Source organism: Nisaea sp., assembly GCF_040217065.1.
Lineage (GTDB): Bacteria > Pseudomonadota > Alphaproteobacteria > Thalassobaculales > Thalassobaculaceae > Nisaea.
Genome location: NZ_JAVJNX010000005.1, coordinates 92993 through 112870, shown reverse-complemented (window position 1 = coordinate 112870; position 19878 = coordinate 92993). Strand labels below are relative to the sequence as shown.

Here is a 19878-nt window from a genome sequence, read left to right as displayed (position 1 = left end):
ATAAGTTTTACTTAACATGCTCTGATGCCGTCTCGCCGCATTCCCTCGCTGAACTGGCTCCGCGTTTTCGATGTCGCCGCGCGGATGGAGAATTTCACGCGCGCCGCCGAGGTGCTGAACATGAGCGCTGCGGCAGTGAGTCAGCAGATCCTCGCGCTGGAAACCCATCTCGGCGAAGCGCTGTTCGAAAGACGGCCGCAACGGGTGGTTCTGACCGAAAAGGGACGGGCTTTCATGCTCGTCGTCCAGCAATCACTGGCTGCGGTCGACACGACGGCAGGTGCGCTGTTCGGCAGCCATGACCGTCAGATCGTCAACCTCCAGGCCGTTACAATTCTCGCTATGGGATGGCTTCCGGAGAAGCTGAAGGAGTTCGAGGCATCCAATCCGGGTATCCGCGTCAATCTGACAACCGGCAACACAATCCCGGACTTCCGCACGGCCTCTTCGGGAGGGCAGCCGGATCTGCAAATCGCCTTCGGCTCGGCGATCGATTTTCCCGACACGGCAATCCGGTTTCTCGACGAGACACTGTCCGTGGTCGGTCATGCCGACCTGGTATCTTCGATTTCCTCACTGGAAGACATCAGGACCATGCGCCTGATCGAAGTCGCGCCCCATCGTTCCGGCTGGCACCAGGTCCTCGCCAATATCGAGGGGATAGATATCGGGGACATGGATCTCAGTTTCGTCGACACAACCCCGCTCGCCCTGATGCTGGCCCATGCTGGGTTTGGACTGGCCCTGGCGCGGGAACCCGCATGTCAGGACATGGCCGAAGCGCTGAACTTGCAGCCGGTTCCCCTCTTGCCACCAGTGAAAGGGCAGCAATCCTATTTCATCCTCTGGCCCGACAGTCGCCCGCTTTCCCGCGCGGCGCGGCTCCTGGTCGATTGGCTGACTGCCGGCTGACCGCTCTCTGGCGACGGGAACGCAGCTTCAGAGACCGTTCAGCCGCCCCATGACATCCATCAGCTTCGGCACATGTGTCTTGCCCTCGCCCTGGGCGTTTGCGAGCGCATAGATCTGCTGCACGATCGCGCCGATCAACGCCGTGGAGCCGGTATCGGCGGCGACCCGGTTGTAGTAGCCGACATCCTTCAGCGCGTTCTCGATGGCGAACTGCAGCCCGCTCGCATCCTGCTTCAGAGGCCAGTCCATGACCTTCTGGAACAGCCCGTTATTCAGCGCACCGGCGGAGATCACCTCGTGCAACCCGGCAATGCTGACATCGGCCTTGCGCGCCGTGGTGACGGCCTCCGCGAACAGCGCGACCATGCTCATGGACATGAAATTGTTGATCAGCTTCAGGCTGTGCGCCGCGCCCAGAGGGCCGACATGAAAGATGTTCTTTCCGAAGCTTTCGATTGCCGGACGCGCGGTCTCGAGATCGCTTTCCGCACCGCCGACAAGGACGTTCAGGGTGCCGCTCTCGGCCTCTTTCGGCGTCATGGTCAGCGGTGTGTCCAGCATGGCGGCGCCTTTCTCCCGGAGCGCCGCCCCGATGCGTTTCGTCTCCCCCGGATCAGCGGTGGTGGAATCGGCAACGATCAGGCCGTCGCGGGCCGCTTCGATGATGCCATCGGCGCCGAGTACGATCCGGTCGACAATGCCGGAGTTCGGCAGGCAGAGAAAGACCAGGTCCGAGCTTTCCGCGACCGCACGCGGACTGGCAACCTCGGCGGCGCCGAGCGAGACCAGATGATCGATCGGCTGCCGGTTCCGATTGCCCATGATCGTCAGGGGAAAGCCCTTCCCGATCAGATTCTTTGCCATGCCGTGCCCCATCAGGCCGGCGCCGATGAAGCCCACTCTCAGATGTCCGGTCACCCTGTTCCCCTCCCCTTATCTTTTGCGTCAGCATAGCCCCATGCGCCCGCGGCTTTCCAGAGGCGGAGGCCCCGGGCTGAAAATGACAAAGGCCCCGGCGCGACTGCACCGGGGCCTTCATCTTTCCGTCATCCGGCCGACGTCAGCGACGCAGGCCGGATGTCATTCCGCCTCAGGCGAGATCGAACCGTCCCGCGTTCATCACCTTTGTCCAGGCGGCAACGAAGTCCTTCACGAACTTCTCCTTGCTGTCATCCTGGGCATAAACCTCGGCATAGGCGCGCAGGACCGAGTTGGAGCCGAAAACCAGATCCATCCGGGTCGCCGTCCACTTCACCGCACCGGTCTTCCGGTCCTGGATCTCGTAGGAGTTCTTGCCGGTCGGCACCCATTTGTAGGCCATGTCGCACAGGTTGACGAAGAAGTCGGTCGTCAGCGCGCCTTCCTTGTCTGTGAAGACTCCGTGCTTGGTCCCGCCATGGTTGGTGCCAAGCATCCGCATGCCGCCGACCAGGACGGTCATTTCCGGCCCCGTCAGACCCAGCAGCTGGGTGCGGTCAAGCATCAGCTCTTCCGGGCTCACCACATAGTCCTGCTTCAGCCAGTTCCGGTAACCGTCAGCCACCGGCTCCATCACATCGAAGGAGTCGGCATCCGTCATCTCGGCGGTCGCATCCCCGCGGCCCGGCGCGAACGGCACCGGTACGTTGAAACCGGCGGCCTTGATCGCCTTTTCAACACCGACATTACCGGCAAGGACGATGACATCCGCGAGGCTCGCGCCCGCGCCCTTGGCGATCGGCTCGAGCACGGAGAGCACCTTCTGCAGACGTGCCGGCTCGTTGCCTTCCCAATCCTTCTGCGGAGCCAGACGGATGCGCGCACCGTCCGTGCCGCCCCGCATGTCGGAGCCGCGATAGGTCCGTGCGCTGTCCCAGGCGGTCGAAACCATCTCGCCAATGGACAGGCCGCTCTCGGCGATCTTCGCCTTGACCGCGTCCACGTTGTAACCGGTCGCCCCCTTGGGTGCCGGATCCTGCCAGATCAGATCTTCCTGCGGGACGTCCGGGCCGAAATAACGGGCTTTCGGGCCCATATCGCGGTGGGTCAGCTTGAACCAGGCTCGGGCGAAGCAATCGGAGAAATAGTCGAAGTCCTTGTAGAACTTCTCGCAGATCTCCCGATAGGCCGGATCCATCTTCATGGCCATGTCGGCATCGGTCATGATCGGATTGTGACGCACCGACGGATCGGAAGCATCGACCGGCTTGAGCTCTTCCTTGATGTTGACCGGCTCCCACTGGCTGGCACCGGCCGGGCTCTTCTTCAGCTCCCATTCGTGGTTCAGCAGCAATTCCAGGTAGCCATTGTCCCATTTGGTCGGCTCGGTCGTCCAGGCACCTTCGAGACCGCTGGTGATGGCCATGTTGGCCTTCGCCGTTCCGGCCGGGTTGGTCCAGCCGAAGCCCTGCTCATGGACGTCAGCGGCCTCAGGTTCACGGCCCAATGTATCGGCATCGCCGTTGCCGTGCGTCTTGCCGACGGTGTGGCCGCCAACGGTCAGCGCGGCTGTTTCCTCGTCATCCATCGCCATGCGGGCGAAGGTTTCACGCACCTGGGCGGCGGTTTTCAGCGGGTCCGACTTGCCGTTCACGCCTTCCGGATTGACGTAGATCAGGCCCATCTGGACCGCGGCCAGCGGGTTTTCCATGGTCGCCGGATTATCGACGCTGCCATAGCGGCTGTCGCTCGGGGCCAGCCACTCTTTCTCGGCGCCCCAATAGACGTCTTTCTCCGGATGCCAGATATCCTCGCGGCCAAAACCGAACCCGAAGGTCTTCAGCCCCATGGATTCATAGGCAATGTTCCCGGCCAGGATATAGAGATCGGCCCAGCTGACCTTGTTGCCGTATTTCTTCTTGATCGGCCACAGCAGACGGCGTGCCTTGTCCAGGCTGGCATTGTCGGGCCAGGAATTCAGCGGCGCGAAGCGCTGGTTGCCGGTACCGCCGCCGCCACGGCCGTCCGCCAGACGGTAGGAACCCGCCGCGTGCCAGGCCATGCGGATCATCAGACCGCCATAGTGCCCCCAGTCGGCCGGCCACCAGTCCTGGCTGTCGGTCATCAGGGCGTGCATGTCCTTTTTCAGCGCCGCGACATCAAGCTTCTTCAGCTCCTCGCGATAGTCGAAGTCCTTGCCGAGCGGGTTGGTCTTGCTGTCATGCTGGTGGAGGATGTCCAGGTTCAGCGCTTCCGGCCACCATTCCGTGGCAGACATACCGGACGAGGTATTGCCGCCATGCATCACCGGACATTTGTTCATCTCATTCATCGTAGACCCTCCCAATGGTCCGAGAAACTGCTCACGACTTCAGCCCGTAAGCGCGAATTATAATCATTCTAAAATGACTCAATTCCAGCCAAGCGCAAGGGGGATATTTCAGTTTACTGGAATTATTCTAAGTGCGCATTCGACCCACACCGCGAGGAGCCCAAGTCAGCCCGCCCGGAAGACGACGCAGCATGTCGTGACGCCGCAGATCCCGCTCTCCGTGTTTGGTGTCTCTCGCACTTTGCGCTACTGATTCATACCGCTCGGCGGCACTTCAACTCACGTTCAACAGGGCGGATTGACCGGTGCGCTTCACACTCGACCAACTCCGGGCATTCCTCGCCGTAGCGCGCACCGGCAATGTGCGCAAGGCGGCGGAGGAATTACACCTGACGCAGCCAGCAGTGACGGCACGGATCAAAACACTCGAATCCGCTTTGGGCGTCGAGCTGTTCGACCGGTCCGCCGCCATGCGACCGACCAGAAGCGGTGTGGCATTGATCGGTCATGCCGAGCAGTATCTGAAGCTGAACAGCCTGATCCAGCGCGATGTGGGGCACCCGGAGCAGGTCGCATCCATGTTCCGCATCGGTGTGTCCGAAACCATCGTCCAGTCCTGGCTGCCGGAATTCATCGCGGCATTGCGGGCAGAGTTTCCGAGACTGAGCATTGAGATCGATGTCGACATTTCCCGCAATCTGCGCGACCGCCTGCTGGGCAATGCCATTGATCTTGCGCTTCTGATGGGGCCGGTATCGGATTATCGCGTGGAGAACATTCCCTTGCCAGCCTACCAGATGACCTGGTTGCGGGCACCGTCCCTCGCCGTCAGCGATCCGGCCAGGGGGGCGCCGGTCATCACCTTCGCCCGCGATACCCGGCCCTTCCGTCTTCTGAAAGAGGCGCTTCTTGAACGGTACGGGCCGAGCGCCGTGATTTTCCCCTCCTCCTCGCTCTCGGCCTGTTTCAGGCTGGTCGCGGCCGGTCTCGGCATCGGTGCCCTGCCGCTGTCGCTCGCGGCGGACTATCTGCTATCCGGCCAGGTCGAGCAGTTCGATCCGGGCTGGAGCCCCGCCCCGCTCAGTTTCACGGCGTCCTTCCTGGCGGCACCGGAGGCAGCGGTGAGCGGCCGCGCAGCCGCGATCGCCCGGCAGATCGCCGTTGAATACGATAAAAATAATTGATCAATAATTCCCAAAATTACTAATTTGCCCGTGATCAAATTCGCTGCCTAGAGTTCTTACCGAACAGGAGGCTGCGACCTTGATCACGCACCAGGAAACCAAAGTTTCGACTTTTGACGCCCTTGCCGGCCAGGATGTGACGTCGGTGCGGGCGGCCATCAGGACAGGTTCCTATCGCGGGCATACGGCAGGGCTTGCCGCCGGAAAGCTCCAGGTCAACCTGGCGATCCTGCCAGCGGAATATGCACCCGATTTCGAGGCATTCTGTCGGCAAAACCCGCAACCCTGCCCGCTGGTGGGCATGACCGAGGCCGGCAATCCCCTTTGGCCGGCGCTCGGCGGGATCGACGTGCGGACCGATGCGCCATCCTACAACATCTATCGTGACGGTGCGCTGGTCGACACCGTGCCGGACCTGAAAGCGGTCTGGCGCAATGATCTCGTGGCCTTTGCCATCGGTTGTTCCTTCACGTTCGAGGCGGCGCTCGTCGCGGCCGGCGTACCGATGGCCCATATCGATGCCGACAGGACCGTCCCGATGTACCGAACCAATATCGCGACGGCTCCTGCCGGTCCCTTCGGTGGCGGCATGGTTGTCTCGCTGCGTTACGTGGCGCCGGAACAGGTGGCGCTGGCGCGGGAGACCACCGCCCGGTTCCCTTGGGCGCATGGGGCGCCGGTTCATGTCGGGGATCCGGCCGAGATCGGCATAAATGACATTCATGCGCCCGACTGGGGCGATCCGCCTGTGGGCACCGACGGCGTGCCGATGTTCTGGGCCTGCGGCGTGACTCCCCAAAATGCCCTCGCAGAAGCCCGCCCGCCCCTCTGCATCACTCACACGCCCGGGCGGATGCTGATCACGGACATCGACGATCAGACCAATAGTTTCATCGCGTAACCATTCAAAAACAGGGAGACAAAAAATGAAAAAACTCAACGCTTTAGCTGCTACGCTCGCCATCTCGGCAGCCTTGGCCGCTTCCGGCCCGGCAGTTGCCGACAGCCCGACGGTGATCAAGGCCGTGGGAACCTGGGGCAGCCTGACAAATTATCAGAAACACGAGGGCCCGTTCTGGAACGAGCGCATCGCCAAGGCCTCCGGCGGATCGATCATCGGAGAGATCAAGCCGCAGACCGAGCTTGGCCTCAAAGGCTTCGAGATCATGCGGCTGGTCAAGAACGGCGTGTTTGATTTCGCCTTCGGGCTTCCCGGCTATGTCGCGGCGGAGAATGCCGTGTTCGAGGGGGCCGATCTTTCCTCCGTTACCCAGGACATCGAGACCGAGCGCAGCGTGGCGAAAGCCTATTTCCCGATCCTCGAGAAAGCCTTCGCCGAGATCTATAACGCCAAGCTTCTGATGCTCTACCCGTTCCCCAGCCAGACGCTCTGGTGCAACGCCGAGGTGAACGGGATCGCGGATCTCAAGGGCAAGAAGGTCCGGGTCTACGCCACCACCCTCGGCGACTTTGTCGAAGGCGTCGGCGGCACCTCCGTCACCGTGCCGTTCGCGGAAGTGATCCCGGCGCTCGAGAAGGGTGTGGTCGATTGCGGTATCACGGGGACCATGTCCGCCTACAAGGCGAAATGGCACCAGGTCGCGACCCACGCCTACACACTTCGGGTTGGCTGGGGCCTCGCCTTCGGCGCCATGAACATGAACAAGTGGAATGCCATGGGCGCCGAGAAACAGGCTCTGCTGCAGAAGGAACTGGCCATTCTGAACGACCAGATGTGGACCGAGACCGCAGCCGAAGACGAAGTCGCCATCAGCTGCATCACCGGCGGCAAGTGCGACATCGGCGAGCCGGGTGCGATGAAGCTGGTCAAGCCGTCAGCCGCGGATCTCGCCCTGCGTGACACCATCGCCACCGATGTCGTCCTGGCCCGCTGGGCAGAGCGCTGCGGTGCCGACTGTGCGGCCGACTGGAACAAGACTGTCGGCAAGATTCTCGGATTGACGGCGAAAGCCCAATAATCCGGAATTCACCGGCGCCGGGCAGCTCCCGGCGCCGGTACCCTAGTCAGAACCGATACCGATCAGCTCTCAAGGAGGTCCAGCATGCTTCGCCTGATTGACGCCGCTCACAGGCTGTCCCGCTGGCTTGTCTGGCTCGGCGGTGCGCTGATCCTGGGATCCGCTTTTCTCGTCACCTTCGAGGTGTTGGTCCGGAAATTCTTCAACATGTCGATTGCCGGAGCCGATGAGATCTCCGGCTACGCCTTCGGCGTGGCGACCTCTCTGGGCCTCGCCTTTGCGCTGTTCGAGCGGGCGCATATACGGGTGGACGCCCTCTTCCTGATCCTTCCGCGCCCGGTAAGGATGTTTCTGAATTTCTTTGGCCTCGCCCTGCTCGTCGGTTTTGCCGGGATCGTCACCTGGATGGCCTGGGGGCTGGTCGGAGACACGCTGCAGCACGGCTCCCGGTCGATCACACCGATGCGCACGCCACTCGCCATCCCGCAAATTCCCTGGCTCGCAGGCTGGGTCTTTTTCGTTGTCTGCGGCGCGTTGCTGTTTGTCGGGACGCTGTTCGCGACCCTGACCGGCGATATGGCCGAAGCGGAACGGCGGATCGGCGTCAAGACCCTGGACGAACAGATCAAAGATGAGACGGCCTGATGCTCACCAAGACGCTTCTGATCCTTCTGGGCCTGATTGCCCTCGCCGTTCCTGTCGCCGCCGCGCTGGGCTGGCTCGGCCTGACCCTGCAGTACCTCGACAGCCCGATGCCACTGCACCGCGCGCTCGGCGATATGGTCTGGCAGACGGGAACCGACTTCCTGCTGGTCGCGATCCCCATGTTCATCCTGCTCGGGGAAATTCTGCTCCGCTCCGGTATTGCTGCAAGCATGTATGCCGGTATCGTCACCTGGCTCGGCTGGCTGCCGGGCGGACTGATGCATGCCAATACGGGATCCTGCGCGCTGTTCGCCGCGACCTCCGGCTCCTCCGTCGCGACGGCGGCAACCATCGGCACGGTTGCAATCCCGCAAATCGAGAAGCGCGGCTACAATGAGCGGCTTTTCCTCGGCACCATCGCTGCCGGCGGCACGCTCGGCATTCTCATCCCGCCCTCCATCAACCTGATCCTCTTCGGTCTGCTGACGGACACCTCCGTGCCGGAACTGTATCTCGCCGGCTTTCTTCCCGGCTTCCTGCTTGCGGCGCTCTTCATGGTCACCGTCATCGTGCTCTGCATCGCGAAACCCGCCTGGGGCGGCGAGCCGGTGGTTGCCACATGGACGGAACGGATCGCCGCCCTGCCCTCGCTGCTGCCGCCGATCGGCATCTTCCTCGTCGTGGTCGGCTCGATCTATGCCGGGGTGGCAACGCCGACGGAGGCCGCCGCGCTGGGTGTTGTCGCCGCACTGGGACTCTCCGCGGCGAACGGCTCGCTCTCTGTCGACATGGTCCGCGCCGCCATCGAGGGCACCATGCGGACAACCTCGATGATCCTGCTGATCATCCTTGCCGCCGTCTTCCTGAACTTCGTCCTGTCGGTGATCGGCCTGACCCAGGCGCTTGCGGATTTCGTCACCGGCCTCGGCCTCTCGCCGATGCAGACCATGTTGATGCTGATCACGGTTCTGATCGTCGTCGGCTGCTTCATGGAGACGCTTTCCATGCTTCTCACCGTCGCGCCGCTGATCACACCGATCGTGATAACGCTCGGGTTCGACCCGGTCTGGTTCGGGATCCTTTTGATGGTTTTGCTGGAGACCGCGCTTATCACGCCGCCCATCGGCATTAATCTCTATGTCGTCCAGGGTGTTCGAGAACGGGGCGAGCTGACCGACGTGATGATCGGGTCAGCGCCTTTTGTCTTGACGATGTTCGCGATGATCGCTGTGCTGTTGCTGTTTCCCGATGTCGCTCTCTGGCTCCCCAGCCTCTTTTATTAAGCAATCACCTACCTGTCCAAACTCTTTAAAATCGTGCGCAGGAAGCGCGCCGGAGGAATTCAGTCATGTGGCAATTCTGGGTCGACCGCGGCGGCACCTTCACCGATATCGTGGCGCAGAAGCCGGACGGGACTCTCGTCACCCACAAGCTGCTGTCCGAAAACCCCGAGCGCTACAGGGACGCCGCCGTTCAGGGCATCCGGGACCTTCTGGGATTGAGCAAAGGCGTCCCCGTCCCCGCGGGCACCATCGAGTCCGTGAAGATGGGAACGACCGTTGCCACCAATGCCCTTCTCGAGCGCAAGGGCGACCGCACCCTGCTCCTCATCACCGAGGGCTTCGGCGATCTCCTCCGGATCGGGCACCAGGCGCGCCCGCGGATCTTCGACCTGCACATCACGCTGCCGGAACTGCTCTATGATCGGGCCGTCGAAGTTCATGAGCGGCTGGATGCCGATGGCGCGACCGTGACGCCGCTCGACGAAGACAGTGCCCGCGCCGCGCTCAGAACGGCGAAGGCGGACGGCATCGACAGTGTCGCCATCGCCTTCATGCACAGCTATCTCAATCCGGTGCACGAGGCCCGGATCGCCGCCATCGCGGCCGAGGAGGGCTTCGGGCAGATCAGCGCGTCGCACCAGGCCTCGCCGCTGATGAAACTCGTCCCGCGTGGCGACACGACCGTGGTTGACGCCTATCTCTCGCCGATCCTGCGCCGCTATGTGAACCAGGTTTCCGACGCGCTCGGCGGCGAGGGAAAGCTGATGTTCATGCAATCGAACGGCGGTCTGACGGACGCAAAGCTGTTCCAGGGCAAGGATGCAATCCTGTCCGGTCCGGCCGGCGGCGTCGTCGGCATGGTGAAGACCGGCGCGCTTGCCGGTTATGACCGCCTGATCGGCTTCGACATGGGCGGCACCTCGACGGATGTCTGCCACTATGCCGGAGCCTACGAAAGGTCCTTCGAGACCGAAGTCGCGGGCGTCCGCATGCGGGCCCCGATGATGAACATTCACACTGTCGCGGCAGGCGGCGGATCGATCCTGCATTTCCGCGACGGGCGCTTCCAGGTCGGCCCGGACAGCGCCGGCGCCGATCCGGGCCCGGCCTGCTACCGGCGTGGCGGACCGCTGACCGTGACCGACTGCAACGTGATGCTCGGCAAGCTGCAGCCGTCGCATTTCCCGGCCGTCTTCGGCCCCGACGCGGACCAGCCGCTGGATGCCGCCATCGTGCGTGAGAAATTCGAGGCGCTTGCCAGGGACATCGCCGCCGAGACCGACGCTGCGCTCCGGACGCCGGAGGACCTTGCCGAGGGTTTCCTTCGGATTGCCGTGGAGAACATGGCGAACGCGATCAAGAAAATCAGCGTTCAGCGCGGATACGATGTCACGAAATACACGCTGCAATGCTTTGGTGGCGCCGGCGGTCAGCATGCCTGTGCCGTTGCGGACGCCCTCGGCATGGAGACCGTCTTCGTGCATCCCTTCGCCGGCGTGCTCTCTGCCTACGGTATGGGTCTGGCGGAGATCCGGGCCCTGCGCGAGCGCCAGTTCGACGCGCCGATCGCGTCGGTCGCCGCGGCGGAGGTGGCGCTCGAGGAGGCCGCCGCTGAGGCCGTCGCAGAGGTCGAGAGACAGGGCGTTGCGCGTTCGGCGATCCGTGTCGAACGACGGGCCCATCTGCGCTATCGCGGCTCGCACCAGGCCTTGGAAGTTCCGTTCGGCGACGAGGCCGCGCTGCGTGCGGGGTTCGAGGTCGCGCACCTGGCCCGCTTCGGCTTTGCCGCGGGCGAGCGCGAGCTGGTTTTCGAGGCGCTCGCCGTGGAGGCCGTCGGCGGCGCTGCGGAGATCACCGCCGAGACATTCCCGGCCGGCGACGGCACGCCGTCCGCCATCGATCGGATCGACAGCCATTTCGGCGGCACGGCGACGCCGCTCTATGACCGCGAAAGCATGAGATCCGGTCAGACAGTCAATGGGCCGGCCATCATCAAGGAGCCGACAGGCACCAATGTGATCGAACAGGGCTGGCAGGCCGCGGTCGATGAATGGGGGCATCTCATTCTCTCGCGCACCGTTCCGATGGTCCGGTCCGAAGCTGTCGGCTCCAGCGCCGACCCGGTGATGCTCGAGGTGTTCAACAATCTCTTCATGTCCATTGCCGAGCAGATGGGCGCGACCCTGGCGAACACGGCCTATTCGGTGAATATCAAGGAAAGGCTCGATTTCTCCTGCGCCCTCTTCGGGCCGGGCGGGGATCTCGTCGCCAATGCGCCGCATGTGCCGGTGCATCTCGGATCCATGTCCGAATCCATCCGCACCGTGATCCGGCTCAATCCGGACATGAAGGAAGGCGACGTTTACGTTCTCAACGCGCCGTTCAACGGCGGCACACATCTCCCCGACGTGACCGTCGTCACACCGGTGTTCGATCATGGCACACCGATCTTCTATGTCGCCTCCCGCGGCCACCATGCGGATATCGGCGGCAAGACGCCCGGTTCGGCACCTCCCGACAGCCGTCATATCGAAGAGGAAGGCGTGCTGATCGACAATTTCAAGATGATCGACGGCGGCCGGTTCCGCGAGTCCGAAACCCGGGCCCTGCTGGCGTCCGGCCCCTATCCTTGCCGGAACATCAACGAGAACATGGCGGATCTTGCCGCCCAGGTGGCGGCGAACGAGACCGGCGCTCGGGAAGTCGCGAAGATGATCTCCCAGTTCGGCCTCGAAACGGTGCATGCCTATATGGGGCACGTGCAGGACAATGCCGAGGAATGCGTCCGCCGCGTGATCGATGCCCTGAAGGACGGGTCTTTCGACTATGAACTCGACAATGGTGAATTCATCCGTGTCGCCGTCCGGGTCGATCACGCCCGGCGCGCGGCGGAGATCGATTTCACGGGCACGGCGTCGAACGCCCTGAATTACAACGCCCCGCTCGCCGTGTGCCACGCGGTCGTGCTTTACGTCTTCCGCACCCTTGTCGGCGCCCCCATTCCGCTGAACGAAGGCTGCTTCAAGCCGCTGAAGATCATCGCTCCGGAAGGCTCGATGGTGAATGCCCAATACCCCTCGGCGGTGATTGCCGGAAACACCGAAGTCAGCCAGCTTGCCTGCAACGCGCTGATGGGCGCACTGGGCGCGATGGCCGGCTCCCAGGCGACCATGAACAACTATGTCTGGGGCAACGACCGGATCCAGAATTACGAGACGATCTGCGGCGGCACGGGCGCGGGCCCGGGCTTCGACGGTTGTTCCGCCGTGCAAACGCACATGACCAATACACGGGGGACGGACCCGGAGGTCCTGGAGCACCGCTTCCCCGTCCGCCTGGAGGAATGGTCGATCCGGCGCGGATCGGGCGGCGCCGGGCGCTGGCATGGCGGTGACGGGATTACCCGCAAGATGCGCTTCTTCGAGGACATGACGGTCACGACACTCGGCTCGCACCGCCGCGTGCCCCCCTTCGCCGGCCCCGGTGCCGCACCCGGCGAGGTCGGTCATGAATGGATTGTCAGGGCGGACGGAACCCGGGTCGAACATGCCGGCAACGATCAGAACCAGATCCATGCCGGCGACCTTTTCGTCATGCAGACCCCGTCCGGTGGAGGATGGGGGACGCCGTCCTGAGGCCGTGAGCAGCTCCGCTTTGGACATGCTCCAGGATTAACAAGAGCCTGCAGGAGCGCTTCACTGTAAATCAGCAGGTGCGGATTCCTCGTGATTCCGTGCCTGCGAGAGTTGGACGCTCAGCCGGCATTTTCACCAAGCGAAATGCCGGCAGTGGAAAGCTGTACAGGTCCCTCCCCTGCCAGGAAATACAGCCCTCCGGCGCCCTCGAGAGCAGGCCGGTCGGTGTCAGGCCACCGCCCGAACGTCCTGGTCACGGCCAAGACGGGACCGCGGAACTTGACAGATTTCTGTCAAAATACGATCAAATGAATAAAGTAATGGAAAGCACTGCTTCTCGATGACGAAGTCAATTGCCCTTCGCAGCTCCCAGACACGGCGGATGTCCCGTGAGGAAAAATCCCGCGAAACCTAGAGACTGATACTGGAATCTGCCGCACAGATCGTCGGGAACGACGGATACGCCGATGCCTCGATTTCGAAGATCACCCAGCTCGCCGGTGTAGCCCAGGGGACTTTCTACAATTATTTCAAATCACGCCAGGACGTCCTGAACAAGCTTCTGCCCTATATGGGCCGCCAGATGCTTGATCATATCGCCTCCTCCCTGCCGCGTGCCTTGGCCGGTCCGGCGCGTGAGGAAGCACGTCTGCTGGCGTTCCTGGAATATCTGAACGCCCACCCGGCCTTCTATCGCATTCTTTACGAGGCTGAAGTATTCGCCCCGGAAGCCCATGCCGAACATTTCCGCGTCCTGGTCAACGGCTACAAGGGCTCTCTCGAGCGCGCGGTCAAGCGCGGCGAGATCAAGGATTTCGACGAGGCCGAGCTGGAGGCGGTGATCTATATGCTGCTGTCGGCCCGGTCCTACATTTCGATGCACTATGCCCGGGACGACAATGGTCGCGCCAAAGCCGTCCCCGCGCATGTGATCAAGGCCTACATGAAAATCCTGACAAGAGGGCTGTTCTCACCCGCCTGAAGCACACATATCCCACACATCGAATGCTTCAGATCGCCAGATAGCGCTTCGTGATTGCCTCATTCTCCCGCAGGCCTGCGATCGTATCGCGATAGACGATATGCCCCTTGTCGATCACGGCCGCATCCTTGGATATCCCAAGGCAGAAATGCATGTTCTGCTCGGCCAGGACGATGGTCACGCCGGTATCGCGCAGCGTCCGGATCAGATTGCCGATGGCCTGAACGATGATCGGGGCCAGCCCCTCCGAAGGCTCATCCAGCAGCAGGACCTCCGGGTTGCCCATCAGGGTACGGGCGATTGTCAGCATCTGCTGCTCGCCGCCGGACATCAGTCCGGCCTTGCGGTCTTTCATCCGGGCCAGGATCGGGAACGTGTCGTACACCCGTTCCAGGGTCCAGTCCCGCTGACCGCGCAGCCCCGGCTTCGAGCCGATCTGCAGATTGTCCTCAACCGAATGCATCGTGAAGACCTGCCGGTCTTCCGGCACATAGCCGATCCCGGCGCGGGCGATGATGTCGGGGCGCGCACCCGCAAGGTTCTGCCCGGACAGGCTGATCGTCCCCTTGCGCGGCTTGGCGATCCCGGCAATCGCCTTCATGGTCGTGCTCTTGCCGGCGCCGTTCCGGCCCAGCAGGGCCAGCGTACGCCCGCGCCCGACTTCCAGATCCACGCCGAACAGGATCTTGGACGCGCCGTAGAAGACGTCGATTCCCTCGACCTTGAGAATCACGTCACCAGTCGTGTCGCCGCTCATTGCGAGGCCTCCGCCGTCGTCTCAACGCCGAGATAGGCCTCGATGACCTCCGGATTGTTGCGAATCTGATCCGCTGTCCCCTGGGCCAGGACCGCGCCGTAACTCAGCACGGTAATGCCCTGCGCGACCTCGAAGACAATGTCCATGTCATGCTCGATAAAGATCAGCGTCATACCGCCCAGCTCCCACAGGCGGCGCACGGTGCCGATCATCTGCCAGCGCTCCTCCGGCCCCATGCCGGCGGTCGGCTCATCGAGCATCAGCACCTTCGGCTCCAGCGCCAGCGCCAGGCCGATATCCAGCAGCTTCTGGTCGCCATGGGAGATATTCGCGCTCAGCAACCGGGCCACCGATCCCATGCCCAGCAGCTCGATCAGCTCTTCCGTCCGCTGCCGGACATTCCGCGGCGGGAACGCAGACAGCATCGCTTCCGATGTGCGGAAGTGGGAGGCGACAGCGCCCATCAGCGATTGCTCCACCGTCATGCTCGGGAAGATGCTGGCGATCTGGAAGGCGCGGCCGACGCCCCTGCGGACGATATCGACAGGCGCCGCGCCGGCGATATCCTCCTCTCCAAGCAGGATGCGACCGCTGTCCGGCACCAGATGGCCTGTGACCAGATTGAACAGCGTGGTCTTGCCGGCACCGTTTGGGCCGATCACGGCACTGAGCGAGCCGGCGGGGAAGTGCAGCGAGACGTCGTTGGTTGCGACCACGCCGCCGAACGACTTGACGACATTCTCCAGGCGCAGCATCAGCGGTTCCCCTGTCGGCGTACGCCGCCATAGGGGTGCCAGGAACCGGCGCTCAGGAAGCCGGCATCCACCGGAAGCGCGATGCCGGTGATGGCCGAGGCCTCGTCGGAAGCCAGGAAGGTAACCGCCTTGGCGATCTCCTCCGGCTCGACCATGCGGCCCAGCGTCGAATTATCCTCCAGCAGGGTCGTGTCCCGATGGCCGCGGTCGATCTGGTCCTGCAGGGCGGGCGTGCGGGTGTAACCCGGCTCCACGCTGTTGACCCGGATGCCCGCGCGTCCCCATTCGGCGGCGAGGTTCATGGTCATGTTCGTCACCGCCGCCTTGCTTGGCGCGTAGGCGTGCAGCGGCACCGAGCGTTCGGCCGTGATCGAGCTTATGGTGACAATGGATCCACTGCGCCGCTTCAGCATGCGCAGGCCATAGGCCCGGGCCGTCAGGTAGGTGCCGCGCGTGTTCACGGCGAGGACGTTGTCGAAAATCTCCAGAGACAGTTCCTCCGGCGGGAGCGGCGGCTGCACGATACCGGCCGACGTGACCAGAATATCGGTCGGGCCGACCTCCTTCTCGCTCTTCTCCGCCAGCGCTTCGATGGCATCGGCGTCGCGTACATCGACGTCATACCCGACCCCGCCAATCTCCGCCGCGACCTTGCGGGCGGCATCGGCATTCACATCGGCGATGACGACGCGCGCATCGCGCGCTGCCATGAGGCGGGCACAGGCTGCGCCAATGCCGCTTGCCCCGCCGGTGATGACCGCAACGCGGTCTTTCAATGATCCCACTTCACTCATCAGTTCTTACCATTCCGGTTTTCTGCCGACAGGCGCGCCTGCTGTCGTTCGACCCACCAGTCCTTCACGAAGTCCAGGATGCCGCGCCGCAGCACGAGAACGACGAACATGATCACGCCGCCGATCACGATCTCGGTGTGCGAGGTGTACATCTGGACGACGTCGTTCAGGATGCGCAGCACCACGGCACCGAGGATCGGACCGAGGAAGACGTTCAGCCCGCCGAGCATGATCATGAAGATCGCCTCGCCCGACTGCGCCCAGAAGGCCCATTCCGGATAGGCACCGGAGGTGAACAGGGCGAGGATCACCCCGCCGACCCCCGCGATCGATGACGAGACCACGAAGCAGATCAGTTTCACCCGGGTTACATTCACGCCAAGGAAGGCGGCGCGCGTGGCATTGTCGCGGATCATCCGCAGGGTGTAGCCGAACGGGCTCTCGGTCATGATCCGCATGATCATGACGCAGGAAACGAAGAGCACCGCGCAGAACACATAGCGGTGATACTGGTCGGCCAGATCGATGCCGAGAAAGGCCGGGCGCGGAATGCCGCCCATCAGTCCCTGATCGCCGCCGGTCAGGTCGACCCAGCTCAGGATGACGCTGTACAGGAACATCTGGAAGGCGAGCGTGAGGAAGGCGAAATAGATCTCCGTCAGCCGCACGCAGATCGCGCCAATGACCACCGAATAGAGCCCGGTGCCGACAACAGCCGCAATCAGGGCCACAGGCACGGAACCGGCACCCAGCGTTCCGGTGAAGCCTTCCGACTGCAGCAGCAGGCCAAAGATATACCCGCCCAGAGCGAAGAATGCGGCATGCCCGAAGGAGACAAGCCCAGTATAGCCAATCAGCATATTCAGAGACATGGCCAGCAGGCTGGCGGCGAAGATCGAGGTCAGGAAGTCGCGCGGCCACGCATGCTCGATGCCGAGGCCAAGCGCAACCAGCACGACAAGCCCGGCAAGCGCGAGCAGCAGATCGCGCCGAAACTCAACAAACAGGCTCATCGCGCGCCTCCCTGCCCGAGCAGTCCGGTCGGGCGGAAGATCAGCACTAGCGCCATGATCATGAACATCGCTCCATCAACGAAGAGCGGGAAGCCGACACTGCCGATGGACCGGGTCAGCCCCAGGATGATCGCGGCGAGGAAGGCGCCGGGGATCGACCCCATGCCGCCGATGACCGTTACGATGAAACTTTCGACGAGGATGCCAAGCCCCATGCCCGGCGTCAGCGAACGCACGGGCGCCGCCAGCGCACCGGCCGCGCCTGCAAGCGCACAGCCGAAACCGAACAGCAGCGCGAAGTAGATGTTCACCCGGATGCCGAGCGCCGAGACCATCGGTGCGTTCAGCGCCGCCGCCCGCACGATCTTGCCAAACCGGGTTTTCGTGACGAGAAACAGCGAGCCCAAGCCGATCAGGAGGGTAATCGCGACGAGGAACAGGTAGAACGGCGGTACGAAGCCGCCAGCCACACGAAATGGCGGCAGCCGGAACTCCGCCGGAATGCCCATTGCCAGATATTCCGCGCCCCAGATGATCTTCACCAGGTCATCGACGATGAGAATGAAGGCGTAGCAAACCAGAAGCTGCATCAACAGGTTCTGGCCGTAGACCCGACTGATGATGAGCCGCTCGAACAGGATGCCGCATATCCCGGCCCCAATGGCCCCGACCAGGGCCGCCAGGAAGTAGTTTCCTGTCAGGTGATAGACGGTATAGGCGAAATACGCGCCCACCATATAGAAGCTGCCATGGGCGAAATTGATGACATTGAGCACGCCGAAAATCAGCGTGACGCCGGATGCCACCAGAAAAAGCAGCATGCCGATGATCAACCCGCTCGTCATCTGGTTCACCAGGCATGCGGAGGTCGACAGACAAGCGGCAAGCGCGTCGAAATCAAACATTGGGTTCAATCCTTAGAGACCGACAGACACGGGCGCCGGCATAAGACCGGCGCCCAGTGCAGGTCCGGGCGGAGCGTTTACAGCCCCGCCCGGACAGCAGCATCAGGCGTAGCCGTTGCGCTTTTTCCAATCGGCCTCGTGCTTGTAGATCTCCGACCATCCGGTCTGTTCGAAATCCACCACATAAGGCTCGTCAACGATGGTCTTGCTGTACCCGACCATGTAATTGACCAGCGTGTGATCCTCTTCACGCAGGGTCAGGGTACCGTCGACGCCGAAGGGCGAGTTAATGGTCAGGCCCGTTGTGGCCGTCGCCATCTTCTCGGTATCGGTATCGCCGCCGGTCTTCTTCAGTGCTTCCGCAACAAAGTTGATGGCGGCCGCGTTCTGCCAGGCCCAGTTCGTCGGCAGCACGTTGGAATTAGCCATGAAACTGTCGTACCAGGCCTCATTCTCGGGCGTGTTCGGGACGTCCTTGTGGTAGCGGCTACCGGAATAGACACCGGCAGGGCGGCTCTTGATCGCCGACAGCACCGGATAGTCGCCGAGGTTCACCGCGAAGGCCGTGAACTGATCGAACAGGCCATAGAGGCTCGCCTGATCGAAGAACGACACCAGATCCCCGCCCCAGAGGCAGGAATAGACAGCTTGCGGCTGGGCGTTCAGCAGCGCCGTCACGTTCTCGGTATAATCCGGCTGAAACAGCTTCGGCCAGGTCTGCTCGATGATCTCCACGTCCGGAGAGAAGAGCTTCACATATTCCATGAACTCATCGGTATTGGCCCGGCCGTAGGCGTAGTCCGGCGAGACCGTGGCCCACCTCTTCAGGCCCTTTTCCTTGGCTACCTTGGCCGCGACGAGGCCGCCGCCGACCGCGTCATGAATACCCTGGCGGCAGCTGCGGAAGACCCACGGAACCTGGTTCTTCGGATCGGCCGTCAGCGACGAGGTCTCCGAGTTGGTGTGGATGCAGTACTGCTTCATGTCCCGCACCACCTCGTTCACGGCAAACGAGGCGCCCGAGGCTTCGGCATCGATGATGATTTCGCAGCCTTCATTGTTCACGAGATCGCGGGTCATCCGCGCCGCCTCGTCCGGCTTGGCCCGGGAATCCCGCGTGACCAGCTCCAGCATGCGGCCCTCGATACCGCCGGCCGCGTTGATCTTGCGGATTTCATTGGATGCGGCCGCCACCGAGGACTCGCCGAGAATGGCCACCCGGCCCGACAGGATGGTCGGCATACCGATCTTGATCGGTTTGCCGGCGGCCTTCAGGTAGGCCGGGAACCCGGTGATGGCGGTACCGACGGCAGCCACCGCGGCGGCACCTTTCAGTACGGTGCGCCGATCAATGCCCGGGCGCGAGCGCGGGGATGTCTTCTTCATAACGTTCCTCCATTGATTGCGGTCCTGGCCACTGTGAGCGTGAGCAAACATGCGGCAGGCCCGTCATTCTGAATTCGGCCTTATCGCGTGCAGCTTGGAGATCATGCGAGCGGGCTGTCAAGAAAAATGAACCATGACTCATTAATCACTTATTGGACATACTATCGTCGCTTTTTGGCGCCATACAGTGATGAATCATGCGAAGAATTCCGGCCCGTCCACGATGAATGCGCGCATCTGAAAATGTTCAATACCGCACGGCAAAGGCACAGCGGGACTCCCGGAAGATGGAAAAGCCTGCCCTGAAATGGATCCGGAGATCGGCCGGCATTCGGGAGCACGGCAACGTGACCGTCCAGACGAATCCACAACCATTAATTTCAGATTCGGTGTTGACG

Annotated in this window: 16 protein-coding genes and 1 pseudogene; 9 read left to right on the top strand and 8 right to left on the bottom strand. The window is 62.7% G+C overall.

Features of this window, described 5'->3' with window-relative positions:
- Positions 1 to 24 precede the first annotated feature (24 nt).
- Complete coding sequence (locus RH950_RS05220; protein WP_350054408.1) at positions 25 to 912, top strand: LysR family transcriptional regulator; 888 nt, start codon at positions 25 to 27, stop codon at positions 910 to 912.
- Between the two features lie 27 nt (positions 913 to 939).
- Here the strand turns inward: RH950_RS05220 and RH950_RS05215 are convergent, their stop codons facing one another.
- Positions 940 to 1830: an NAD(P)-dependent oxidoreductase gene (locus RH950_RS05215; RefSeq protein ID WP_350054406.1), complete on the bottom strand. Its 891-nt coding sequence runs from the start codon at positions 1828 to 1830 to the stop codon at positions 940 to 942.
- Positions 1831 to 2002: 172 nt separating this feature from the next.
- A complete protein-coding gene (katG, locus tag RH950_RS05210) occupies positions 2003 to 4162 on the bottom strand; it encodes a catalase/peroxidase HPI (protein WP_350054404.1) in 2160 nt (719 codons plus the stop codon).
- A gap of 305 nt (positions 4163 to 4467) precedes the next feature.
- On the opposite strand from katG, the gene RH950_RS05205 reads away from it, so the two are divergent.
- The 8 genes and pseudogenes from RH950_RS05205 to RH950_RS05170 all read left to right on the top strand — a co-directional run bounded on the left by RH950_RS05205 (position 4468) and on the right by RH950_RS05170 (position 13870).
- On the top strand, positions 4468 to 5346 hold the full coding sequence (locus tag RH950_RS05205; RefSeq protein WP_350054402.1) for a LysR family transcriptional regulator: 879 nt from the start codon (positions 4468 to 4470) through the stop codon (positions 5344 to 5346).
- A 79-nt stretch (positions 5347 to 5425) separates the two neighbouring features.
- A complete protein-coding gene (locus RH950_RS05200) occupies positions 5426 to 6247 on the top strand; it encodes a putative hydro-lyase (protein WP_350054400.1) in 822 nt (273 codons plus the stop codon).
- A gap of 25 nt (positions 6248 to 6272) precedes the next feature.
- Positions 6273 to 7325, top strand: coding sequence for a TRAP transporter substrate-binding protein (locus RH950_RS05195; protein ID WP_350054398.1), 1053 nt, complete (start codon positions 6273 to 6275; stop codon positions 7323 to 7325).
- Between the two features lie 84 nt (positions 7326 to 7409).
- A complete protein-coding gene (locus RH950_RS05190; RefSeq protein ID WP_350054396.1) occupies positions 7410 to 7970 on the top strand; it encodes a TRAP transporter small permease subunit in 561 nt (186 codons plus the stop codon).
- Positions 7970 to 9253 (top strand): TRAP transporter large permease, encoded by a 1284-nt coding sequence (locus RH950_RS05185; RefSeq protein WP_350054394.1) that lies wholly within the window; start codon positions 7970 to 7972, stop codon positions 9251 to 9253. Before RH950_RS05190 ends, RH950_RS05185 begins: the two co-directional genes overlap by 1 nt.
- 65 nt (positions 9254 to 9318) lie before the next feature.
- Positions 9319 to 12888, top strand: coding sequence for a hydantoinase B/oxoprolinase family protein (locus tag RH950_RS05180; RefSeq protein WP_350054392.1), 3570 nt, complete (start codon positions 9319 to 9321; stop codon positions 12886 to 12888).
- A gap of 418 nt (positions 12889 to 13306) precedes the next feature.
- A pseudogene (locus RH950_RS05175) lies at positions 13307 to 13432 on the top strand (TetR/AcrR family transcriptional regulator); the annotation flags it as partial.
- 39 nt (positions 13433 to 13471) lie between these two features.
- A complete protein-coding gene (locus RH950_RS05170) occupies positions 13472 to 13870 on the top strand; it encodes a hypothetical protein (protein ID WP_350054390.1) in 399 nt (132 codons plus the stop codon).
- A 28-nt stretch (positions 13871 to 13898) separates the two neighbouring features.
- On the opposite strand, the gene RH950_RS05165 is transcribed toward RH950_RS05170, so the two are convergent.
- From RH950_RS05165 to RH950_RS05140, 6 genes are all read right to left on the bottom strand, one after another.
- The gene (locus RH950_RS05165; protein ID WP_350054388.1) at positions 13899 to 14627 is read right to left on the bottom strand and encodes an ABC transporter ATP-binding protein; all 729 of its coding nucleotides are present in this window, start codon (positions 14625 to 14627) and stop codon (positions 13899 to 13901) included.
- A complete protein-coding gene (locus RH950_RS05160; protein ID WP_350054386.1) occupies positions 14624 to 15382 on the bottom strand; it encodes an ABC transporter ATP-binding protein in 759 nt (252 codons plus the stop codon). The genes RH950_RS05165 and RH950_RS05160 overlap by 4 nt, the downstream gene beginning before the upstream one ends.
- Positions 15382 to 16176, bottom strand: coding sequence for an SDR family NAD(P)-dependent oxidoreductase (locus RH950_RS05155; RefSeq protein WP_350054384.1), 795 nt, complete (start codon positions 16174 to 16176; stop codon positions 15382 to 15384). Before RH950_RS05155 ends, RH950_RS05160 begins: the two co-directional genes overlap by 1 nt.
- Complete coding sequence (locus RH950_RS05150; RefSeq protein ID WP_350054382.1) at positions 16176 to 17189, bottom strand: branched-chain amino acid ABC transporter permease; 1014 nt, start codon at positions 17187 to 17189, stop codon at positions 16176 to 16178. The genes RH950_RS05155 and RH950_RS05150 overlap by 1 nt, the downstream gene beginning before the upstream one ends.
- Positions 17186 to 18094 (bottom strand): branched-chain amino acid ABC transporter permease, encoded by a 909-nt coding sequence (locus RH950_RS05145; RefSeq protein WP_350054380.1) that lies wholly within the window; start codon positions 18092 to 18094, stop codon positions 17186 to 17188. Before RH950_RS05145 ends, RH950_RS05150 begins: the two co-directional genes overlap by 4 nt.
- A gap of 102 nt (positions 18095 to 18196) precedes the next feature.
- Positions 18197 to 19480, bottom strand: a complete 1284-nt coding sequence (locus RH950_RS05140; RefSeq protein WP_350054378.1) for an ABC transporter substrate-binding protein — start codon at positions 19478 to 19480, stop codon at positions 18197 to 18199.
- Between the last annotated feature and the right edge of the window lie 398 nt (positions 19481 to 19878).